General features: G+C 35.0%; 20 protein-coding genes, 1 pseudogene and 1 riboswitch. Of the genes and pseudogenes, 11 read left to right on the top strand and 10 right to left on the bottom strand.

Annotated features, from left to right (window positions below):
• Positions 1–42: 42 nt before the first annotated feature.
• Complete coding sequence (aqpZ, locus tag E2R68_RS07280) at positions 43–744, top strand: aquaporin Z (protein ID WP_134276903.1); 702 nt, start codon at positions 43–45, stop codon at positions 742–744.
• 81 nt (positions 745–825) lie between these two features.
• Here aqpZ and cysZ read toward each other — a convergent pair whose 3' ends face one another.
• The gene (gene cysZ, locus E2R68_RS07275; RefSeq protein WP_134276902.1) at positions 826–1611 is read right to left on the bottom strand and encodes a sulfate transporter CysZ; all 786 of its coding nucleotides are present in this window, start codon (positions 1609–1611) and stop codon (positions 826–828) included.
• A 189-nt stretch (positions 1612–1800) separates the two neighbouring features.
• On the opposite strand from cysZ, the gene zipA reads away from it, so the two are divergent.
• The 3 genes from zipA (at position 1801) to E2R68_RS07260 (ending at position 5105) form a co-directional block, all read left to right on the top strand.
• Positions 1801–2625 (top strand): cell division protein ZipA, encoded by an 825-nt coding sequence (zipA, locus tag E2R68_RS07270; protein WP_134276900.1) that lies wholly within the window; start codon positions 1801–1803, stop codon positions 2623–2625.
• A gap of 82 nt (positions 2626–2707) precedes the next feature.
• Entirely contained in the window at positions 2708–4729 is a 2022-nt protein-coding gene (gene ligA, locus E2R68_RS07265; protein ID WP_134276898.1) for an NAD-dependent DNA ligase LigA, read from the top strand.
• Between the two features lie 115 nt (positions 4730–4844).
• The gene (locus E2R68_RS07260; protein ID WP_134276896.1) at positions 4845–5105 is read left to right on the top strand and encodes a DUF5062 family protein; all 261 of its coding nucleotides are present in this window, start codon (positions 4845–4847) and stop codon (positions 5103–5105) included.
• A 71-nt stretch (positions 5106–5176) separates the two neighbouring features.
• Here E2R68_RS07260 and dsbB read toward each other — a convergent pair whose 3' ends face one another.
• A complete protein-coding gene (gene dsbB / locus E2R68_RS07255; protein WP_243834626.1) occupies positions 5177–5722 on the bottom strand; it encodes a disulfide bond formation protein DsbB in 546 nt (181 codons plus the stop codon).
• Between the two features lie 228 nt (positions 5723–5950).
• Between dsbB and fadR the strand changes: the two genes are divergently transcribed.
• The 4 genes from fadR to E2R68_RS07235 all read left to right on the top strand — a co-directional run bounded on the left by fadR (position 5951) and on the right by E2R68_RS07235 (position 11271).
• Positions 5951–6655 carry a fatty acid metabolism transcriptional regulator FadR gene (gene fadR / locus E2R68_RS07250; protein ID WP_347876579.1) on the top strand — a complete coding sequence of 235 codons (705 nt, stop codon included), beginning with the start codon at positions 5951–5953 and terminating at the stop codon, positions 6653–6655.
• A 73-nt stretch (positions 6656–6728) separates the two neighbouring features.
• Complete coding sequence (locus E2R68_RS07245) at positions 6729–9326, top strand: DNA translocase FtsK (RefSeq protein WP_134276892.1); 2598 nt, start codon at positions 6729–6731, stop codon at positions 9324–9326.
• Positions 9327–9328: 2 nt separating this feature from the next.
• Positions 9329–9943, top strand: a complete 615-nt coding sequence (gene lolA, locus E2R68_RS07240) for an outer membrane lipoprotein periplasmic chaperone LolA (protein WP_134276890.1) — start codon at positions 9329–9331, stop codon at positions 9941–9943.
• On the top strand, positions 9943–11271 hold the full coding sequence (locus tag E2R68_RS07235) for a replication-associated recombination protein A (protein ID WP_134276888.1): 1329 nt from the start codon (positions 9943–9945) through the stop codon (positions 11269–11271). The genes lolA and E2R68_RS07235 overlap by 1 nt, the downstream gene beginning before the upstream one ends.
• A 66-nt stretch (positions 11272–11337) precedes the next feature.
• On the opposite strand, the gene E2R68_RS07230 is transcribed toward E2R68_RS07235, so the two are convergent.
• Positions 11338–12708, bottom strand: coding sequence for a voltage-gated chloride channel family protein (locus E2R68_RS07230; protein ID WP_134276886.1), 1371 nt, complete (start codon positions 12706–12708; stop codon positions 11338–11340).
• Between the two features lie 83 nt (positions 12709–12791).
• Positions 12792–12863: riboswitch (Fluoride riboswitch) on the bottom strand.
• A 451-nt stretch (positions 12864–13314) separates the two neighbouring features.
• Between E2R68_RS07230 and serS the strand changes: the two genes are divergently transcribed.
• Complete coding sequence (gene serS / locus E2R68_RS07220) at positions 13315–14601, top strand: serine--tRNA ligase (protein ID WP_134276884.1); 1287 nt, start codon at positions 13315–13317, stop codon at positions 14599–14601.
• 118 nt (positions 14602–14719) lie between these two features.
• Here the strand turns inward: serS and E2R68_RS13990 are convergent, their stop codons facing one another.
• From E2R68_RS13990 to E2R68_RS07195, 6 genes and pseudogenes are all read right to left on the bottom strand, one after another.
• Positions 14720–14929, bottom strand: coding sequence for a DUF2061 domain-containing protein (locus E2R68_RS13990; RefSeq protein ID WP_208380158.1), 210 nt, complete (start codon positions 14927–14929; stop codon positions 14720–14722).
• Between the two features lie 42 nt (positions 14930–14971).
• Positions 14972–15115 (bottom strand): annotated as a pseudogene (locus E2R68_RS13985) (DUF2061 domain-containing protein); the annotation flags it as partial.
• 286 nt (positions 15116–15401) lie between these two features.
• A complete protein-coding gene (locus E2R68_RS07210) occupies positions 15402–15971 on the bottom strand; it encodes a YceI family protein (RefSeq protein ID WP_134276880.1) in 570 nt (189 codons plus the stop codon).
• A 69-nt stretch (positions 15972–16040) separates the two neighbouring features.
• Complete coding sequence (locus E2R68_RS07205) at positions 16041–16568, bottom strand: cytochrome b (protein WP_134276878.1); 528 nt, start codon at positions 16566–16568, stop codon at positions 16041–16043.
• A 98-nt stretch (positions 16569–16666) separates the two neighbouring features.
• Positions 16667–17320, bottom strand: a complete 654-nt coding sequence (locus tag E2R68_RS07200) for a glutathione S-transferase (RefSeq protein ID WP_134276876.1) — start codon at positions 17318–17320, stop codon at positions 16667–16669.
• A 352-nt stretch (positions 17321–17672) separates the two neighbouring features.
• Positions 17673–18311, bottom strand: a complete 639-nt coding sequence (locus E2R68_RS07195; protein ID WP_134276874.1) for a cation efflux transmembrane domain-containing protein — start codon at positions 18309–18311, stop codon at positions 17673–17675.
• 105 nt (positions 18312–18416) lie between these two features.
• On the opposite strand from E2R68_RS07195, the gene E2R68_RS07190 reads away from it, so the two are divergent.
• Positions 18417–18854 carry a MerR family transcriptional regulator gene (locus tag E2R68_RS07190; protein WP_208380154.1) on the top strand — a complete coding sequence of 146 codons (438 nt, stop codon included), beginning with the start codon at positions 18417–18419 and terminating at the stop codon, positions 18852–18854.
• A gap of 69 nt (positions 18855–18923) precedes the next feature.
• Positions 18924–19223, top strand: coding sequence for a DUF1244 domain-containing protein (locus tag E2R68_RS07185; protein WP_134276873.1), 300 nt, complete (start codon positions 18924–18926; stop codon positions 19221–19223).
• 13 nt (positions 19224–19236) lie between these two features.
• On the opposite strand, the gene E2R68_RS07180 is transcribed toward E2R68_RS07185, so the two are convergent.
• A complete protein-coding gene (locus E2R68_RS07180; protein WP_134276871.1) occupies positions 19237–20034 on the bottom strand; it encodes a class I SAM-dependent methyltransferase in 798 nt (265 codons plus the stop codon).
• Between the last annotated feature and the right edge of the window lie 33 nt (positions 20035–20067).

Genomic DNA, 20067 nt, shown 5'->3' with positions numbered 1-20067 from the left:
GTGATTTCAATTGGTTATATACTTTAATATAAAGGAATATTTATGACGTTGACTAAAAAGTTAGGTGCTGAGTTTATTGGTACATTTTGGTTAGTATTAGGAGGTTGTGGTAGTGCTGTATTAGCGGCAGGTTATCCAGAACTTGGTATTGGTTTTGTTGGTGTTGCATTTGCTTTTGGTTTAACTGTATTAACAATGGCCTATGCAATCGGACATATTTCTGGTTGTCATTTGAATCCTGCTGTTTCATTAGGGCTTTGGTCAGGTGGTCGTTTCCCTGCAAATGAATTAGTGCCGTATATCATTGCACAAGTATTAGGCGGTATTGCAGGCGCGGCTATTTTATACTTAATCGCTAGTGGAAAAATGGGATTTGATGCTGCTGCAAGTGGTTTCGCTTCAAATGGTTATGGTGCTCATTCACCTGATGGTTATAGTCTAGTAGCTGCATTAACAACTGAAATTGTCTTAACCTTTATGTTCTTAATTATTATTTTAGGTGCAACAGATAAACGTGCTCCTGTTGGTTTTGCTCCGATTGCTATTGGTTTAGGTTTAACACTGATCCATTTAATTAGTATTCCTGTTACTAATACTTCTGTAAACCCTGCGCGTAGTACTGCCGTTGCTATTTTTCAAGGTGATTGGGCTGTTTCACAGTTGTGGTTATTCTGGGTAGCGCCGATTGTAGGTGCTATTTTAGCGGGTATTGTTTATAAATGGTTTGAAAGTGAAAAAGCTTAATTTAATTTAATAGCGATTACATCAAATAGTTTAAAACAAGCTGTTCGTTCATTTATTTGAGCGAACGGCTTTTTTTATTACTTATTTTTGTTCAATATTTGCAACTACATCGTCGAATACTTGGTTTTTATATATATCAACCCAGGCAGCGGTTGCTCCGCAGACGGCAATGGGCATAATGATAAAGTTTAAAACAGGTATTGTTGTACAAATACTGATCACCATACCAAAGGTAATATTTTTTCCAAAACGAGCGATTAAAATCTTCTTCATTTTAGCAAAGGGGACTTTATGATTATCAAATGGATAATCAGCATATTGAATGGCCATCATCCATCCTGCAAATATAAACCAAATAACAGGTGCAATAGTTTGTCCAATAACAGGAATGAAAAATAGAATTAAGCATAAAAGCATACGTGGTAAAAAATATACCCACTTCTGATATTCTCGCTTAAATATTCTTGGTAAATCTTTTAATAACTCTTTCCATCCATCATCATTAATAGATGAATTTGTGAGTAAATTTTCTGTTTTTTCTGCTAATAAACCATTAAACGGCGCTGCAATAAGGTTCGCAATGGTAGAAAATACAAATGAAAAGGCAAATAGAATAGAGAAAATTATAATTGGCCAAAAGAGATAAGATAACCAACTTAAAAAATCAGGTAAGTCTCCGATGTAACTGTTTATCCACTCGGTGATGCTAGAAAATAAAAACCAAAATGCACTCGCAAAAATGAGAATATTGATGAGTAATGGAATTAACACAAAAACTCTTAATTTAGGGTGTCGGAGTAGTTGTGTACCTTTGATTAAATATCCTATACCAGTTAACGGTTGTTTTATGATTTTTTCTGTTTTCATTACTGAGCCTTGTTATTGATATATAGGGTAATATTACCTTGTAAAATGCAAATATCAGCTAATAAATCACCTCTTTTATCAATTGCCTAGCAGTTTTGTAAAAAAATCATGGCAAATGATAGACGCACAGTGCGATACAAGGTAATTTACCTATAATTAAATTATCTATATGAATCAAGAGAATTAATAATGCAAAACTTTCAATCTATTCTTATTGCTATTGGTATTTTGGCGATTGCCGGTGTATTAATTCACGGTTTTTTATTAAATAGGAAAAATAAACTTGCTCTAAAAGCTGAACAAGAAGAGAAAGAGTCTGAGCAAATTGAAAATATTGAGTCAGAGCAATCTTCTGCCACTATTAAAGAAGATATTGAACATGTTGTTTTTTCTTCTACAGAAGAAAAAGATGAACCTGAAATGTTTGAATTCATTGTAGACAATCATCAAAATATAGATTCGGATCCTGTTATTAAAAGTCATTCAACACTTGATCATGAAGTTGAAATTGGCGCCACTCAAGCTGATATCGAATTATCTCCAGTTAATAATGATGCTGCTGTTAAAGATGAATTTAACAATAATCAAGAGCAAACAAAAATACAGAACGATATTTTTATTTTTAATGTTGTTACAAGAGAAGATAAGCGTTTAGGCGGACATGAATTGTTACAATTCTTTTTAACATCTGGGTTTCGTTTTGGAGAAATGAATATCTTCCATCGACATGAGCATTCTGATGGTACTGGTGAAGTATTATTTAGTATTGCCAATATGATGGCTCCAGGAACGTTTGATCTTGACCATATGGAACAGTTTAGCTCTCAGGGTATTTCATTTTTCTTAACTGCTCCAAACGATAAGATTAGCGTTAATAAAGCATTTGATATGATGTTACGAGCTGTTGAGCAAATTGCAGATGAATTTAATTGTGATGTATTAAATGAGCAACGTGAATTATTAACCAAAGAACAATTTATTGAATATCGTCATCGTTTAAAACAATATTCGTAATTTTTTGATGCAGGATACTCTCCTAAAAAAACCTCGTTTACGAGGTTTTTTTATTAGTAAAAATAAATAAGAGCAAAGATTGATGAGTGATAATAAAAAAATAGCACAAGAGATAAAGCAGTTAACTGAATTATTAGAAGAATATAATTATCAGTATTATGTTCAGGATGCCCCTTCAGTACCTGATGCTGAATATGATCGTATTTTTAAACAGTTACAACAACTTGAATCGACATATCCTACTTTATTGCTTGCTAACTCTCCGACTCAAAAAGTAGGGGGAGTAGCTTTATCTAAATTTGAGCAGGTAACACATCAACTACCTATGCTTAGTCTTGATAATGTCTTTGATGCAGATTCACTAGATGACTTTATGCAGCGTGCAATTGATAAATCTCCTTTAACTGAAACCGCTTTTTGTATTGAACCCAAATTAGATGGTTTAGCCGCTAGTATTATTTATCAAGATGGTGTGTTAGTACAAGCTGCAACCCGTGGTGATGGTGTAACAGGTGAAAATGTTACTGAAAATGTAAAAACAATTGCTAATCTTCCACTGAAATTACGCGGTGAAAATATACCTCCTTTATTAGAAGTTCGAGGGGAAGTCTTTATGTTAAAGGCCGGATTTAATAAATTAAATGAAGGTCTTATTAAAGCGGGTGAAAAAGCGTTTGTGAATCCTCGTAATGCTGCTGCAGGTAGTTTACGTCAACTTGATTCTAAAGTTGCAGCGAGCCGACCATTGGCTTTTTATTGTTATGCAGTTGGTATATTTGAAGGTGAGTTAGCTAATAGCCAATTTCAACGGATTGAACAATTAAAAGCTTGGGGTTTACCGGTCTCTAGTGAAGTGAAGCGAGTTGTGGGCGAGGCTGCTTGTCACGAATATTATGAAAATATTTCTAAAAAGAGAGCTTCACTTGCTTATGAAATCGATGGTGTTGTTTATAAAGTAGATGATATTAATTTACAGCAACAAATGGGCTTTGTTGCTCGTGCACCACGCTGGTCAACTGCTTATAAATTTCCCGCTGAAGAAGCGGTTACTACGGTTGAAAATGTCGAATTTCAAGTGGGGCGTACAGGAGCGATTACACCTGTTGCTAAATTAAAACCAGTTTTTGTTGGCGGCGTTACTGTTTCCAATGCCACACTGCACAATAAAGATGAAATTGAGCGTTTAGGTATTTTAATTGGTGATGTTGTTGTCGTGCGTAGAGCGGGAGATGTGATCCCACAAGTTGCTCGCGTTGTTTTAGAACAGCGTAATGATGATGTGACTCGTATTATTCATTTCCCTGAAACATGCCCTGTATGTAATAGTGATGTAGAAAGAATTGAAGGGGAAGCGGTAACACGTTGTACCGGTGGTTTATATTGTGAGGCACAACGTAAGCAAGCCATTAAACATTTTGCATCACGTAAAGCGCTTGATATTGATGGGTTAGGCGATAAATTGGTGGATTTATTAGTGGATCATAAAATGATAAAAGATCCTTCTCAATTATTCTCATTGACAGTTGAACAACTTTCTAGTTTACCTCGTATGGGAAATACGTCAGCCAAAAAACTTGTTAACAGTTTACAACTAAGTAAGAAAACAACGCTTGCACGCTTTTTATATTCTTTAGGTATTCGTGAAGTAGGAGAGGCGACTGCCGCTAATCTAGCTAATCATTATAAAACTCTGCCTGCCATTATAGATGCAGGAATTGAATCGTTAAAAACGGTGAGTGATGTTGGAGATATTGTTGCTAAACACCTTTATTATTTTTTCCGTCAAGATCATAACTTAATGGTGGTTGATGAATTAATCTCTGTTGGGGTCCATTGGCCTGATATTGAAGAAGTTGCACAAAGCGAATTGTTGTTAGCTGATAAAACATTTGTGATAACAGGTAGTTTTGAAGCCATATCTCGTAATGATATTAAAGCGGCCCTACAAGCATTAGGTGCTAAAGTAGCTGGCAGTGTTTCTAAAAAAACCAACACACTTGTTGCTGGTAGTGCTGCTGGTTCAAAACTAAGTAAAGCCACTGAATTAGGGATAGAAATATTAGATGAAAATGGGGTATTAAAACTGTTAGGGAAAAGTGAATAATAACTTTATATACTTATTTAAAATGTTGTAAGTTAGTCATAACTAAACACTTATTTTGTGTATGATATTACATGGTCGTTTGAGACAGTTGCATTAACTATTTACGAGAATAAGCATGAAAAAGATAAAAAATGAATCTCAGTTGCTACAACATGCAATAAAATTAGGTGCAGCATATGCTGTAAAACGTGGCTATGCGGGGATTGATTCCACGACATCAGTGAAAGATAAACAAGAATGTATTTATCGTTTATTAGTACAGGATAAATTAATTACCCCATTGAATGAAGCAGATGAAAATACTGCCAATATTAGACATAAATTAGTTATCTGGATAATGAAGAATCTACCTGCTGATCATTCTCTTTTAAAATAAAGTGTGAATATAAAAAAACCAAGTGTAAACTTGGTTTTTTTGTAAGTAGACAGGCGATATTGATTAATAGCTTATTTGCGATGCACTACTGTTTTACTTGGTAACATTGCAGTTACTGCAATAATTAAAAATAATAGGGTATAGATTGCAAAACTTACTATTAACCATTGTGGCATAGAATAACCTAGGAATGTCCATACGATATCAGAACAATCACCTGTTGGATTAAATAACCAAGGAACAAGTTCGTGTAGTGGTAACCATTCAGGGAAATTCGGATAAAAGTCACAGGTTGCAAAAGGTGATGGATTCATTTGGTAATTGGTATGTTCCACTGCTAACAATAATCCCCAAATAGCACCAATAGCCCAAACAGCAAAAGCCAATAAACGGACAAAAATATTATTGGGTGCACTTGCACCAATTAAACCTGCTGCAAATATAGCAAGCATAGTAATACGTTCATAAACACACATGACACAAGGTTCAAGTTTCATGACATGTTGAAAGTAAAGTGCTGTTAGTTCTAGTATTAATGCACTTGCTGCTAGCAAAAGCCAAGGCCAGCGTTGTAAAGAAAGGTGCTTTACACCTGAATGAGGGGGATTTGAAATCAATGGGATCTCCTTATAAAATATTTCAACCAAGTATGTACCACTTTATGACTCACAAGTTCAATAAAAACAGTAAATTAGTCGCATAAATTATTGCGGTTTAAGATGCATTGTGAATAAAGTCACATTTGTTTATTTGCTGATACTGTTTTTTCAAACAGCAAGCATGGAGTTGAATGTATATGTTAAGATGTCGCCATGTGACACTGGAAAATCAAAACAACCATGATAATGAAAGTTAAAGGCCCAGCAGACGTAGCTGAACAATACCTTATTGAGTCAATTTGGAACGGTACGATTCCAATTCATTCTGAATTACCAGCAGAACGATTTTTAGCAGATAAAATTGGTGTAACACGCACCACTTTACGTGAAGTGTTGCAGCGATTATCAAAGGAAGGTTGGATCACCATACGCCATGGTAAATCCACTAAAGTGAATGATTTTTGGGAAACCTCTGGATTAAATGTATTAAGTACATTAACTCGTTTAGATAAAGAACGTCGTGGTGATTATATTGACCAATTGATGTCTGTGAGAACCAACATTAGTACCATTATTTTACGTATGGCTGCTAAGCATAATAGTAAAAGTGTTATTGAATTTTTGAAGGATATTCCATCCGTTGATGCCAGTAGCGAAGTCTTTACTGAATTTGATTATCGTTTCTATCATCATGTGGCAGTATCATCTAACAATATGATTTATGTATTGATTTTAAATGGTTTACAAGATCTATATCGTAAAGTAGGTACCTTCTATTTTTCTAACAGTGAAGCAAAGTTAATCGCGTTATCTTTTTATGCTGATATTAAATCAGTATTTGAACAAGGTGATGCTCAACAAATTATGAAAATTGTGCGAGACTCTGCTTTTGCGAGTGGCAAAATCTGGTTACGCTTGCGAGATCAATTACCAGATGATTTTTTAGACTAAGTTACTTTTTTATTTATCGTTTTTATTGATTTAAACATGCCATCAGGCATTTCTTAAAGTTAGGATTATTTTCTTGTCAAATAACAAAATATTAAACCACCTTTCAGGTGTGCAAAAATTATTCGAAGTAGGGATTATTGTCAGTGCTTTTGTTGCTATCTTCATTACTTTATCATTATTTAGTTTCTCTCCTGTTGATCCAAGTTGGTCACAACAGCAATGGGTAGCAGAAATTCAAAACTCAGGGGGACGTGTTGGAGCTTGGGTTGCAGATATTCTTTTCTTTGGTTTTGGTTTTTTAGCTTATCTCATCCCTGTGATTATCGTTTCATTAGCATGGGCTATTTTATGGAAACCAACCTTTAGTTTTGATATCGACTTTCTAAATCTTAGTTTACGTATTGTAGGTTTCATTTTTACTTTCTTAAGTTTAAGTGCGCTTGTTTCGATCAATGCTAGTGACTACCATTATTACCCTTCAGGGGGACTTGTTGGCGATATACTTGCACAAAGCATGCTTGGATTTTTTAGCTTATTAGCCGTCAACCTGATTTTATTAACATTTTTAATCTCTGGAACAACTTTATTATTTGGATTTTCTTGGATCCGCCTTATCGATGGTTTAGGTGAGTACGCAATTAAATTTGTGTCTTGGTTGAGAGTACTTCCAAATACAATTAAAGAGATGAAAGAAAATCGTTCTGAAAATGATCAGCAGCGTTTATTAGAAAAAGAACATATCAAACAAGAAAAATTAGAAAGAAAACAACAGAAGCAAGCGCTTAAAGAAGAGAAGAAGCTAGCGGCTTTAACGAATAAAGAAAAAAATAAAACAAAAGTTGATGAGAAAGAAAGTATTCAAGTTAACAATGAAGCAGTTAAAGTTGTCAATAATACAGAGCCTACGATTGATTTTTCTGAATCCTTAGACAATAAAAATAGTGATAATCAAGATGATGATATTTTCATTGATTCGGTTTTTGTTGATAAAGACGATAAAGAGTTACCAACACTCAATATTGATAATATAGATTGGCAAACTGAAGAACATGTTGTTGAAGAATTGAAAATTGATAATGCTGATCTTACTCCCAAAACAACCAATGCCAAGGTTGATTTTTCCCACTTACCTGAGCATGCTCGCCCAGTAGAACGTTTTGTTGCAGACAGTAATATAGCACCTTTACCAAGCATTGAATTACTTGATAGACCAGACAAACAAGCTAATCCAATTTCTCAAGAAGAACTCGATATTGCAGCGCGTTTAGTAGAAACAAAGTTACTTGAATTTAGAATTAAAGCTGAAGTCGTTAATGTATTACCTGGACCTGTGATCACTCGTTTTGAATTAGATCTTGCACCTGGTATGAAAGTGAGCACTGTCAGTAGTTTAGAAAAAGATTTAGCACGTGCTTTATCAGCGATGAGTGTACGTGTTGTGGATCAAATCCCTGGTAAATCAGTTATCGCTTTAGAGTTACCTAATCGCCATCGGGAAATTGTTTATATTTCAGAAGTGCTTGATTGTAAAAAATTCCATGAGAATAAATCTCCATTAACTATGGTGTTAGGCGCCGATATATCAGGTCTACCTGTTGTGGTAGATTTGGCTAAAATGCCACACTTATTAGTAGCAGGTACAACAGGTTCAGGTAAATCAGTTGGTGTGAACTGTATGATTGTCAGCTTATTATATAAATCATCACCAGATGATTTACGCATGATTCTGATAGATCCTAAAATGCTTGAGTTAAGTGTTTATGAGGGCATTCCTCACCTATTAACTGAAGTTGTTACGGATATGAAAGATGCTGCTAATGCATTACGTTGGTGTGTTGGTGAGATGGAGCGACGTTATAAATTATTAGCTGAAATTGGTGTACGTAATTTAGCTGGTTACAATACGGCGATTAAAAAAGCAAAAGCTGCTGGTGAACCGTTATTAGATCCACTATGGAAACCGGGTGATAGCATGGCTGAAAGTGCACCTGAGTTAGAAAAATTACCGACTATTGTGGTGGTTGTGGATGAATTCGCTGACATGATGATGATTGTTGGTAAAAAATGTGAAGAGCTTATTACCCGTATTGCGCAAAAAGCACGTGCTGCTGGTATCCATCTAATTTTAGCGACGCAACGTCCCTCGGTAGACGTTATTACTGGTTTGATCAAAGCGAATATTCCAACTCGTATTGCATTCCAAGTATCAAGTAAAATTGATTCTCGTACCATTCTTGGTCAGCAAGGTGCTGAAACATTATTAGGTCATGGTGATATGCTCTATATGCCTCCTGGTGTTGGTGTCCCAACACGTGTACACGGAGCATTTGTTGATGACCATGAAGTACATAAAGTGGTTGCAGACTGGAAAAAACGTGGACAACCAAATTACATTCAAGAAATTCTTGCCGGTGATGCTGATTTAGATATGTTATTACCAGGCGAACAAAGTGATAATGAAGAAGAAATCGATCCATTATTTGATGAAGTCGTTGCGTTTATAACAGAGACTCGCAAAGTGTCTATTTCAAGTGTACAACGCCGTTTCCGTATTGGTTACAATCGTTCAGCTCGTTTGGTTGATCAATTACAAGCACAGGGTGTTATTAGTGCGCCATCTGGTGCTAATAGTAATCGTGACGTACTTGCTCCACCACCTATTAAGGATTAATCATGAAAAAAAGTTTTATTATTGTTGTATGCGTAGTTATGTCGATGTTACAAATGGTTTCAGCACAAACAGACAGTGAATTATTACAACAAAAATTATCAAAAGTGACCACGATTAATGCTGATTTTTCACAGCAAGTTATTAATCCAGAAGGTGCGCTAATTCAAGAGAGTTGGGGGCAATTAACCATTGCTCGACCTGGTAACTTTCATTGGCAAGTGACAAAGCCTGATCAAGAACTCATTGTCTCTAATGGCAAAGATATGTGGCTTTATAGTCCATTCATTGAACAAGTTACGATCATGAATTTTTCTGATGCAATTGCTGGAACTCCTTTTGCTTTATTGTCCGGTGCAGATAAATCAGAATGGGCACACTTTAATGTTAGAAAACAAGGCGATCGCTTCATTGTTAAAAACATAGAAAATAAACAAAGTAGTAACACATTTACATTTATTTTTGATAAGAATAATAATGTGAGCGAATTTATTGTAGAAGAAGAACAGGGCCAAAAAAGTATATTTAAGCTAAGTAATAACCGTACAGATGTTAAGTTAGCAAAAGATTTTTTTGAGTTTAAAATACCAAAAGGTATTGAGATAGATGATCAGCGCTAATGCAAGATCTATTTTCTGAATATAATCAATTTCAACCCTTGGCTGCGCGTATGCGGCCAAGAAGCTTCGATCAATATATTGGTCAATCTCATCTTGTAGCAAAAGATAAACCACTTCGAAAAGCATTAGAAGCTGGTTTTGCACATTCGATGATCCTGTGGGGACCTCCAGGAACAGGTAAGACAACTTTAGCTGAGTTAATTGCTGAATATTGTGATGCTCATGTTGAACGTTTGTCTGCCGTTACCTCTGGTATTAAAGAGATCCGTGCTGCTATTGATATTGCTAAACAAAATCAAGCAGCAGGGCGCCGTACTTTGTTGTTTGTTGATGAAGTTCATCGTTTTAATAAAAGTCAGCAAGATGCATTTCTTCCTTATATTGAAGATGGCACTTTTTTATTTATTGGTGCAACGACTGAAAATCCCTCTTTTGAATTAAATAACGCTTTGTTGTCCCGAGCACGGGTTTATCTATTAAAAAAATTATCAGAACAAGAGATTGTTGAAGTCATTGTTCAAGCTTGCCAATCAGAAAAAGGTTTAGCTGATAAAAATCTTGAGTTTGTTGATGGCGTATTAGAAAAATTAGCGCAATTGGTTCAAGGTGATGCGCGCAAAGCATTGAACTATTTAGAGTTGTTAAGTGATATGGGAGATCAACAGCAAAATAAATTGCTGATTGATGTTTCATTACTTGTTGAGATTGCTGGTCGTGAAGGTGTTAGCTTTGATAAACAAGGCGACCTTTTTTATGACTTAATCTCAGCATTTCATAAATCAGTACGAGGCTCTGATCCTGATGCTGCATTGTATTGGTATGCGCGTATGCTAGCAGGTGGTTGTGATCCGTTATATGTGGCTAGACGTTTATTAGCTATTGCTTCTGAAGATATTGGCAATGCCGATCCAAGAGCAATGCAAGTTGCTGTTTCAGCTTGGGATTGTTTTACTCGAATAGGCCCTAAAGAGGGCGAAAGAGCGATTGCCCAAGCTGCAGTATATTGTGCCTGTGCAGCAAAAAGTAATGCTGTATACAAAGCATTTGCACAAGCTAAACAAGCGGTGGAAACTTATCCTGATTTAGATGTGCCACATCATTTACGTAATGCTCCTACAGAATTAATGAAATCATTACATTATGGTGAAGGTTATCGTTATGCTCATGATGAACCAGGTGCTTATGCTTCAGGTGAAGTGTATTTACCTGAAGTATTACAAGGTGTTGAGTTTTATCAACCCGTTGATCGTGGATTAGAAAAACAAATAAGTGAAAAATTAAACTATCTTAAACAGCTTGATCAACAGAGTGACCAAAAACGCTATTAATACCTCCTAAGCTATTTTTATCCGTTATCAATTATTATTTTTGATTGATAACGGATACCCATATTTCTATTTTTTAATTTTATTAATTAATAATACAAATAAACTAGGCTGTTTTTCTCTTAATTCTCCTATTCTTCCAGCAAAAGGAGCTTCTCCTTTATAATCAAATAGTTTTGAAACTGCAATTCGTTGAGACGCGTAAATTCCAGTGTGGCCACTAAAGAAATAAGCGGTATAACAAACAACAGCAAAATAGAGTAAGTATTCTGAACCAAATAGCTCGACACCCATTATGGTACATGCAAGAGGTGTATTGGTAGCAGCTGCAAAAACAGCAATAAGACCAAGCGCTGCAAATAGTTCTGGAGGAGCTCCGAATACCCAAGCTAATGTATTTCCTAGTGTTGCTCCAATAAAGAATAGAGGAGTGACTTCACCACCTTTAAAACCCACAGATAATGTCAAAGCGGTAAGACCTAGCTTGAATAACCAACTATACCATTCTGCACCACCCTCATGAAAAGCGGAGACAATGCTAACGCCACCTTCACGACTTGCATAAACCCCTAACCCTATATAGTCATAATTTCCGATCAGTTTGGTCAATAGAATAACAAGAATACCGCCCACAAAAACGGTCAAATAGGGATTCTTTAAAGTGACTTTAAAAAAGTCTTTTAATGAATAAGTTAATTCGCTAAATAAATAACCCGCTAGGCCAAAGCCAATACCTGCCAATATGACTTTCAATAATAAAAAGGGATCTATTTTGACAACATGATCAAGTATGTGAAATGTTTCTAATACGTTAATTTGAAAATGTGTATGGTGCGCGCCTAACGCGGTAGCAACAGTATCAGCAATAATGGCAGCAAAAATGGCAGGTAGTATTGCATCATATTTGATGCGACCAATAGCGAGTACTTCTAAAGCAAAAATAGCACCGGTTAAAGGTGTTCCAAAGATTGAGCCAAAGCCTGCTGCTACACTAGAGATTAATAATATACGAGTATTAGAAGGGGATAGTTTAAAAATCCCAGAAAAGAAATAAGAAGTTGCACCACCTATTTGAACTGCGGTTCCTTCTCGTCCTGCAGACCCACCGAATAAATGAGTTATTACCGTGGTGATTAGAACTAGAGGCCCCATTCTTTTGGCTATTCCTGCATCTTGCTTGTAAATTTCATCTATGATCAGATTATTGCCACCTGCCGAATTTTTACCAAACTCGTTGTACAAGTACACAATGAATAAACCAGCAAAAGGAAGAAGATAAAGCAACCATGTATTTGTTTCTCGTGTTGAAGTTGCTTCAGATAGTAGCCATAAAAAGAATGCATTTAATGCACCAATTACACTAGCAACTGGGAGGATAATTAGTATCCAGCGGAACAAATAAAGGAAATGTTTTGGATTGAGTTTTAACGGGTGAGACATAATCGCTTATACCTAAAAATGAATTAATGGGTAAGGATAGATACATATACAAGAAGTTTAAGAACCTGCAGATGGATCTATCCTATCTAGCAGGGGTCATTATCTCATCTGAAAAGATGAGCGGTTAAAGGTGGAACTCCATCACCCGTGATATAAATCACAAAAACATTATAAGCATCAATATGTTGTATTTCAATCATAATATTTAAATGAGTTTATCTGATTGTAAGGTTAGATTATATACACTTTATGTTAATGATAAGCGGTTACTTACATTTAATATATTTAATTGCAGAATACTCCATAAGGCTCTTTGGAAAAGGTTTTCCATTTGCTACACTTGCTGTCAATGTGTTGGGTTTACTGATAATAGAAGCTCTATTTCAGCTAGTTCAACAGACACAGTTTCTACAACACCTTGGTGGCTATTAGTGGCGTAGTTTTTTTAGGTGCATTAATTATATTTTCATTCTTCTTGGTGGATACTTTATTGATCCAATAGAAGGAATTATTTAAAGCAATGTTGAATCTAGTATTGAATGTTGTGGTATGTTTATTTGCAGCCTATCTAGGTACTTTATTAGTTTTGAAAAGTTAGGGAATAAGATGTTAGACGCAAAGTTTTTACGTAATGATATTGAGCAAACTGCAGAGTTATTAAAAAAGCGTGGTTTTGATTTAAACGTTAGTTTATTAAGTGAATTAGAAGAGAAAAGAAAATCATTACAGATCTCGACTGAAAACTTACAATCTGAGCGTAACACTCGCTCTAAAGAAATTGGCCAAGCGGCAAAACGTGGTGAAGATATTAAACCACTTCGTGAAGCAATGAATGAACTAGGTGAAGCATTAGAAAGTGCAAAAGAAGAGTTTTCATTAGTTAGCGAGCAAATTAAAACTATTTCTGACATGGTACCTAACTTACCAGATGACTCTGCTCCAATCGGTAAAGATGAGTCTGAAAATGTTGAAATATTAACTTGGGGAACACCTAAAGAATATGATTTTGAAGTAAAAGATCATGTTGAGTTAGGCGAAGCATTAGGAGGTTTAGACTTTAAATCTGCGGTTAAAATTTCAGGTTCTCGTTTTATTGTTATGCAGGGACAAATTGCGAAGTTACATCGTTCACTGGCGCAGTATATGCTTAATCTACACACTAATGAGCATGGCTATACTGAAATGTATGTGCCTTATTTAGTCAATGCTGATAGTTTATATGGTACAGGGCAATTACCAAAATTTGGCGATGATTTGTTTAATACAAATCCAGCAACTGAAGAAGGTATTGGTATGTCGTTAATTCCAACTGCGGAAGTACCATTAACGAATATGAGCCGTGATGTTATTTATGATGAAGCTGATTTACCTATCAAAATGACGGCGCATACGCCATGTTTTCGAAGCGAAGCGGGTTCATATGGCCGTGATACACGTGGTCTAATTCGTCAGCATCAATTCGATAAAGTTGAAATGGTTCAGTTAGTACACCCAGAAAAAAGCTTTGAAGCATTAGAAGAGTTAACGGGGCACGCAGAGCAAGTATTAAAGAACCTAGAGTTACCATATCGTAAAGTCATCTTATGTACCGGTGACATGGGGTTCAGTGCAACTAAAACTTATGATTTAGAAGTATGGTTACCAGCACAAAATACTTACCGTGAGATTTCATCTTGTTCAAATGTGGGTGATTTCCAAGCTCGTCGTTTACAAGCTAGATTCCGTCGTACTGGTGCGAAAAAGCCAGAATTATTACACACACTAAATGGTTCTGGTTTAGCTGTTGGTCGTACTTTAGTTGCAGTGTTAGAAAACTATCAATGTGCCGATGGTCGTATTGAAATACCAAAAGTATTACAACACTATATGGGTGGTTTAACGCATATTGGTTAAGCTTTCTCTGAAAGTTATAAGCCTTAAAAAGGAGTTTCGGCTCCTTTTTTGTTTGCTAATGATTTAATCCTTACTGCTATTATATGTTCAGGCATTAACTTCTATCATTCTGGGTATTTTATCGCACAGAAACAGCCCAATTAGTATTATGCTGTATTTTTTTCTTATCCCATGCTTTTTCATGGAAGAAGTAAGCAATAGAATTAATCGCAGGCTCCAGAATCGCTATTAGCCCTCCTAAAAACACATCGCCAGTCAACATATAAGCAACAGTAAATGCCACACTAAAATGAATAATTGCAAAGCTACCTGTTTTTATTTTTGTCATTGACTCTCGTTGTTTAAGAAAAGGAAAATGTTGCCAAGCTTTTTCATGAAAATAAAAAGCAATAGTATTGATTGCAGGTTCAATCATTGCAATTAAACTACCTAATAAAAAATCTCCTGTTAGAGAAAAAGCAAGTAGAGTTGCAATACTGAAATGAATAACAGCAAAAGTAATTGTTTTGATCATAACTTGCCTCACAAATAGTTCAAATACATCTTATTGATAATCATTATCATCTGGGTGGGTCGATAAGTAAAGTAAAAATATGCAGTTTTTAATTATTAATAATATTCTAAATATTAAGCATGCTTTGTAGTGAAGTATTAGGCATGACAATGAGACAGTTATTTGAAGTTTTTGAGTTGAAATGTAATCGGTATAAGAGGGTGGAGGGAGAATGAGCAAACTAGAGTAATTTACCCTTATAAAAAATAAGGGTAAATTAGATTTTTTGATACGTGGTTACTTTATGTTATTTTCGAATGCCTTCAACTTGAAGATCCATATCTACATAACTTGAGGCACCCATTACTTTAATACCAAAGTCAGCTAGTTGTAATCGAGTTGTACCTTCAAAACCTGCTCGGTAACCACCCCATGGGTCTTTACCTTCACCGATAAACGTCGCGTCGATAGTAATTGGTTTAGTCACACCATGTAATGTTAAATCACCATTAATCGCTAACCCACCATCTGTTTTCTTTGTCACTTTAGTACTAACAAATTGTGCGCTAGTAAATTTACTTACATTAATGAAATCACTGCCTTTAATATGTTTATCACGTTCAGCATGGTTTGAATCTAAGCTTGAAGTATCAATATTAACAGTTACTTTTGATGCTTCTATATCGTTTTTATCATAGCTAAATTCGCCATCAAATTTATTAAATCGACCTTGAATGAAACTGTAACCTAGATGACTAACTTTGAAGTTAACTGAAGCATGTGCTCCTCTAGTATCAATAGTATAATCTGCTGCATTTGCTGTCATTGGTATCATCATCGTAGCGCCAATGACTGATGCGATTAATATTTTTTTCATCTTACCTTCCTTGTTAAATTAATGTTATTTACGGTTTTTACTGTAATTTATCTATTTTTTAAATACAACTTAAAGCATTTTCTTAAGTGTATTATCTTTATTAATAAAGTGATGCTTTAATGCAGCTAATCCATGTAGGCTTGCTAAACCGATGAGTATATAAGCGGTGTATTCATGTACCAAACCTGCTATGTCTTCTTGGTTTTCGATAAATGATCCAAATCCAGGTACTTCAAACCAATTAAAAACTTCAATGCCACGGCCATCAGCTGTAGAGATTAAGTAACCAGATAAAAATAGTATAAAGAGTAGAAGGTAAATTAAGTGGTGTGCTGCGGCAGCTGCTTTTTTCTCGAAAGGACTGCCTTCAATCGCAGGAGAAGTTGTTATGGATTTCCATATTAAACGTCCGATGGTCAGTATTAAAAGACAAAGACCAGCAGATTTATGCCAATGCGGAACTGGTTTATACCATTCACTGTAATAGCTCAAATCGACCATCCAATAGCCGGCAGCAAATAATCCAATAACCATAATAGCCGAAAACCAATGCAGTAGTTTTGCTACTTTATTATATCCAGAAACTGTTTGTCTCATGCTTAAAGCCTTAATAAAAGTAATGATAATCAATTGTAATGAAGAGGTGGAATATCTTCAACTCTTTATGTTAATTAAATGTAATAAATATATTTGTGTTAAGGGAATATAATTTCTTCACCTGATGTTAGCCAAGTTGCATATTTTTGCATACAAGATTGGAATAATTTTCCATTAACTAAATCATTTAACCAGTCTCTGATTTTAGGATAAGGACTTTGTTCAAACCATTCTTTATCAACAGCTGCGAATTGACGAATAAAAGGAAAGATAGCCATATCTGCTAAAGTGGCGTGATCTGCAAAAAGATATTGTTGAACATGTAAGCGAGATTCTAATAATAATAAAAATTGATGGCTTTGTTCACGGTAATGTTGCTGAGTATATTCAGGAAAACGATCTGCATATTTATATTTATCTAACCAAGGTTTGAATTCATGATCATTAGTTTGTATTAAATGCAACATATCCTCTAATGATGGATTTAACCAATGCTGTGGATCTGATTTATTTAAAGCCCATAACATAATATCCAAACTCTCGTTTACAACATTAGTGTTATTGGTCTCATTTAAGGTTTCATCTAACTGTAATACAGGGATCGTTTTATTCGGTGAAATTGCCAGTAATTCAGCAGGTTTATGTTTTAATACAATTTCGCGTAAGCGTACTTGTTGCTTTGCAACTGCAATTGCTAATCGAGCTCTCATCGCATAAGGACAGCGTCGAAATGAATATAAAATAGGTAACATATATGATCCTTCATTAAGCTTTAAATTATTGTGACAAATTAAGCCCATAAGTGCATGTTAAATTAGTTTAAAAATTGGAATGAATGAAATTAATAGCAATTGCATGAAGTATGCGATCTAAATTTCACATAGAAAAAACAATTAAATTTGAGGCATAAATGGAGATAAATGTTTTTCTATTTACGAAATTTATAACAAAGAAGTGAGTTGTTTTAGCCAGCAAAATAGATCAGCTATTTACTGTGATTGGTATAATAGGGAATACAGACGCATAAAAACTGAGGTGGATTCAAAGAAAGTAAATAATTTCCGTGTGAGGTAATTGCTTACACCACACGAAATTTAAATAAAATTAATGGTTATGATGTTGGTGCTCTAATTGAGCCTGTTTTCTTTCTGTATTTGCTTGTTGGATTATTTGTTTAGCAGAACTTAAAAACAATGTTGCTAAGAAAGCCGCGACAATTAAATCTGGTAATGCGCTATCAGTGACCCAAACACCAGAAGCTGCAACTAACACGACTAAGTTACCAATAGCATCATTGCGACTGCATAACCAAACAGAGCGTATATTGGCATCACCATCCTTGTATTTTACTAATAGCAATACACTAATGACATTTGCGACAAAAGCTAATATTGCGATACTACCCATAATGCCTGCATCGGGTGTTTGTACAAACCAAAACTTGTATAACGTTGAAGAAAGTATCCAAGCTGCCATAAATAGTAAGCTTATTCCTTTTAATAAAGCGACTCGACTACGTAAAGAAAGTGCTTTGCCAATGGCCCATAAGCTGATGCCGTAAGTTAACGTATCACCTAAAAAGTCTAAGGCATCTGCTTGTAGTGCCTGTGAATTTGCTTTTACACCTGCAAACATTTCAACTAAAAACATAACTGCATTAATCGCGATAACGATCAGCAAAATACGCCTATACGCTGGACTAAGCCCCGTAAAGTCAGCTTTATTGTTACAACATCCAGCCATGAAATACTCCTTTTAACATGTTATTCTTTATAAACTTGTAATATAAAACCTCTAGTGACTAGAGCTTCAAGTTTTTTCTTTATATATATTATTAATAGGTAAATAATGATTTATTCAATTGGTCAGCTGAGTAAAGAAACGCAATGTAAAGTACCTACTATTCGTTATTACGAAGAGATTGGTTTGCTTGATAAAGCAAACCGCAGTGAAGGCAATCAACGCCAATATTCAAGTTTACAATGTCAACGATTGCATTTTATCCGTCATAGCAGGGCGTTAGGCTTTAGTCTTGATGAGATTAAACAACTGATTCATTTGCAGGATTGTAAATATGATGAACCACATCAAGCACATCATTGTGAGCCTAATGCGCTAAATCTCGCCCATCAAATTGCGCAAGAGCATTTAGTTGATGTAAGAAATAAAATTAAAGAATTAAAAAGTTTAGAAAAAACATTATTAAAAATGATCAACACATGTGATAACACTGATTCAACAGATTGTGAGATTTTAAAAAGCTTAAATACTATTAAAGCAGAATAGCATTAAGTGAAGTTGATAACAGGCATATTGAATTAAGCGTTTAAACTAGCAACTAAAATGGAAATAAAAATGGATAAGTCTCAACAAACTGAATTAGAAGCTGCAGCATTTCGCCGTTTATTAACACATTTAAATAGCCGCAAAGATGTGCAGAATATTGAATTGATGAATACCTCGGGCTTTTGTCGTAACTGTTTATCTAAATGGATGTTGGCGGAAGCTGAAATGCGAGATATTGAGATGAATTATGAGCAAGCTTGTGAATATATATATGGCATGCCATACAGTGAGTGGAAAGCAAATCACCAACTGCCGGCAACACCTGAACAGTTAGCAAAATTTGCAGCCTTACAAACTAAAAAGTCGTAATAATCAGCTTCTTTTACAAGGATTCTCGATCAATTAATAATTGCCACATTTTTTCATAATTCAACATATTAAGGTGCTTTTTAGTATGTTGATGTTTGAGCATGTCTTGTTCGTTATTATAAGGCCCTGATGCACATAACTGGCAATACTCTTTACCTTGATATAGTGCTTCATTTAATTGCTTACGTAATGAACAATGTTGATTGTCACTCCATACGTAGGTAATGCCTTTAGTGTCTTTGACGTGTTTATCTCTATCTACGTTACGTACTTTGTAACCTGGAAAAATGTTAATATCAAAATGATGCCAACCTAAGTAATCAATGTCAGTATTCATATTCAGCGCATTTTCAATATTCCATTCTTTATAGGGTTTAACATCTTTTGAAGTGATATAACAAAGCCGCGCTCCATTTGGATCTAAAAAATGGGCAAAAGAGTTAAGTAAAAAATGACGTAATAATTGACGGTTGAGTGTATTAATATGGACTTCTTTGCATTTCTCTTGGAATTCTTGATGTGATTTAAATGCAGGAATTAATGGGAATTGAAAAATAATTAGATCAAAACTGTGTTCATTTAATTTCCCCCATGACTTTGCTTCCATCACATCAAATTCACATAATACCTGGCAATTTTTTTGCAATAAGGTTTGATAATCATTATGAGCATATTTAGCTAATAAAACATCACGAGTATCCAATACTGTTGCAGTTAAACTAGCTGGTTGGTGGTGTGTCAACAATGAAGATGAAAAGGATAAGTCTCCATCACCAATGGTAAGTACTCGCCAACTATTATCAATGAACATTTTCTTTTTTCCTGTGTTAAAAATCGGGCGCAG

It is taken from the genome of Psychromonas algarum (assembly GCF_004376845.1).
GTDB lineage: Bacteria > Pseudomonadota > Gammaproteobacteria > Enterobacterales > Psychromonadaceae > Psychromonas.
Note: the sequence above shows the minus strand (reverse complement) of the source record. Positions and strands in the feature narration are given on the sequence as shown.